The organism is Mesorhizobium sp. M7A.F.Ca.CA.002.09.1.1 (assembly GCF_003998555.1).
GTDB classification, from domain to species: Bacteria; Pseudomonadota; Alphaproteobacteria; order Rhizobiales; family Rhizobiaceae; genus Mesorhizobium; species Mesorhizobium ciceri.
Genome location: NZ_RZRR01000844.1, coordinates 1 through 2,444, shown reverse-complemented (window position 1 = coordinate 2,444; position 2,444 = coordinate 1). Strand labels below are relative to the sequence as shown.

Sequence of the window (2,444 nt, the reverse complement as noted above, 5' to 3'; positions counted from 1 at the left end):
GAAAAGATCGTCGCATATTCGACGCCGATGACGCCGGCGCCGATCACGGTCAGCGTGCGCGGCAAGCGATCAAGCTCCAGCATCTCGTCGCTGTCGAAGACGCGGGTCTTGTCGAAAGGCACGTCGCGCGGGCGGTGCGGCCTGGTGCCGACCGCTATCAGCGCATTGGTAAAACCGACCTCGCTGTAATCGCCAGTGTCTGATGTCAGGCTGACCTTGTTGGGGCCAAGGAATTTCACCGCGGCGCGAGCGCTCTTGACCGTGTTGCGCATGAACTGGTGCTGCAGCACCTCGACCTCATGGTCGAGCGTCTTGTGCAGGCGCTCGACCAGATCGCCGACCGAGATATCCTGCTTGACCCGGTAGCCGCGCCCGTAGAAGCCGCGCTCGCGCCAGCCCGAAAGATTGAGCACCGTTTCGCGCAGCGTTTTCGATGGGATGGTCCCGGTATGCACCGAGACACCGCCCAGACGCCGGCCGCGGTCGACCACCAGCACGGACTTGCCGAGCTTGGCCGACTGCACCGCGGCACGGCGGCCGGAAGGGCCGCTGCCGATGACCAGCATGTCGTAGTCCATATTGCCCCGTCCCCTGTGCGCTCTGCTGCGCCGCAACAAGCTAATGCTATCCGCGCCGCAAATTCAACCAGTTCACATCGGGCCCGACGCCATCGAAGCTGGAGCACCGCTGGAAGCGCGATCTTGATTCCGCCACAGGCCTTCACCATTTCATGGCTGAGCGGTCCGCACCCTATGCCGTGGCCCTGTTACGAGGAAATGACATGAACGCGCGCGTTCTCGACGGCGAAATCATCACCAGCAGGCTCGACGATGTCAGGGCCTATGACGGCGTGCGCACGAAGCGCATCTTCGCCTTCATGATCGACTATGTCATCGTCGCGCTGCTCACCATCCCGTTTGCCATTCTGGTGTTCTTCCTCGGGCTCTTGACCCTCGGGCTTGGCTGGATGCTGTTCGGCATCCTGTTGCCGACTGTGGCCATCCTCTACATCTGGAACACGCTGGGCAGCACCGATCAGGCCACCACGGGCATGAAGATGATGGGCATCCGGCTCGACCGGCTCGACGGCAGGCCGATCGACGGCCTCACTGCGGTTGTCCATTCGGTGCTGTTCTGGGCCGGCAATGTCATCCTGTCGCCGCTTGTCCTGCTGGTAACGCTGTTTTCCGACCGCAAACGCACCTTGCACGATCTTTTACTTGGCACGGTCGTCAGCCGCACCGACCGCTGAAACGGCCCTCTGAAGAGCAGTCGCTACCGATTGAGCACAAATGTGAAGGCGTCGAGTCGACCGCGCCCACATAATCCTGTTGAATTTTTCGCCATCCGCGCCAAAGGTAGAGCGATTCGAAGGAGTGTTTCCAAGGCTCGATGACGCAGCATCCGACCCAGTCGCCGCAGTTCTTCCTGACCGCGCCGTCGCCGTGCCCCTATCTCGACGGCCAGTTCGAGCGCAAGGTGTTCACGCACCTGGTTGGCGACAAGGCGGCGGAGATGAACGACCTGTTGACGCAAGGCGGCTTCCGGCGCTCGCAGAACATCGCCTACAGGCCGGCCTGCGAGACCTGCCGCGCCTGCGTTTCGGTACGCATCCTCGCCCAGGAATTCGTCGCCAGCCGCAACATGAAGCGCGTGCTGCAGCACAATTCCGATCTCGTCGGCTACATGCACAATGCCGAGCCCTCGACCGAACAATATTCCCTGTTCCGCAGCTATCTCGACGCCCGCCACCGCCGTGGCGGCATGTCCGACATGACGGTGCTCGACTATGCGATGATGGTCGAGGACACCCATGTCGACACCAAGGTGATCGAATATCGGCGGCGCGGACCTGACACCTTCATCACCGGCAAGGGACAGGGCGAGCTGATCGCGGTGGCGCTCACCGACAAGATGGCCGACGGCCTGTCGATGGTCTACTCCTACTTCAATCCCGATTTCGAGGAGCGGTCGCTCGGCACGTTCATGATCCTCGACCACATCGCCCGCGCCAGGGCGATGGGCCTGCCCCATGTCTATCTCGGCTACTGGGTCAACGGCTCGCGCAAGATGAATTATAAGATGCGCTTCATGCCGCAGGAGCATCTCGGCCCCAAGGGCTGGGAGCGCTACACCAACGAAGCGGTTTCACGCTGAGCTTTTCCAAGGTCCGCCTTTAAACTGTTTCAAGGCAGGGGATGCTGGTCTTTCAGCCGGTTGGCTGGAGAGAGTGCGCCATTGCACCGGCCGGCCGCCAGCCTGCATTTCATTGCGAAAGTTCCTGCATGTCCTCTCATCACGATCACCAGAAAGGTCTTTTGATAACCGCCATCGGCGGGCTCACGCTGACTGTCGACATACCGTTGATCCGCCTCGCCGACGGTGGCGCATGGACGATCATGCTGCTGCGCACCGGCACAACTTTCGTCGCGGCCATGGTCATC

Annotated in this window: 3 protein-coding genes and 1 pseudogene; 3 read left to right on the top strand and 1 reads right to left on the bottom strand. The window is 61.6% G+C overall.

The window, feature by feature from the left end; translation table 11 throughout:
* A partial coding sequence (locus tag EN994_RS27165) for an FAD-dependent oxidoreductase (protein WP_127307954.1) occupies nt 1-578 on the bottom strand: 578 nt, incomplete at its 3' end.
* A gap of 203 nt (nt 579-781) precedes the next feature.
* Here EN994_RS27165 and EN994_RS27160 point away from each other — a divergent pair.
* The 3 genes and pseudogenes from EN994_RS27160 to EN994_RS36415 form a co-directional block, all read left to right on the top strand.
* Nucleotides 782-1,252 carry an RDD family protein gene (locus tag EN994_RS27160; protein WP_063167757.1) on the top strand — a complete coding sequence of 157 codons (471 nt, stop codon included), beginning with the start codon at nt 782-784 and terminating at the stop codon, nt 1,250-1,252.
* Between the two features lie 140 nt (nt 1,253-1,392).
* The gene (locus tag EN994_RS27155; protein WP_013532274.1) at nt 1,393-2,157 is read left to right on the top strand and encodes an arginyltransferase; all 765 of its coding nucleotides are present in this window, start codon (nt 1,393-1,395) and stop codon (nt 2,155-2,157) included.
* A 41-nt stretch (nt 2,158-2,198) separates the two neighbouring features.
* Nucleotides 2,199-2,444, top strand: a pseudogene (locus tag EN994_RS36415) (EamA/RhaT family transporter); the annotation flags it as partial.

Coding starts and splice junctions, on each gene's coding strand:
- EN994_RS27155 (WP_013532274.1), top strand. CDS start 1,393: ATGACGCAGCATCCGACCCAGTCGCCGCAGTTCTTCCTGACCGCGCCG.
- EN994_RS27160 (WP_063167757.1), top strand. CDS start 782: ATGAACGCGCGCGTTCTCGACGGCGAAATCATCACCAGCAGGCTCGAC.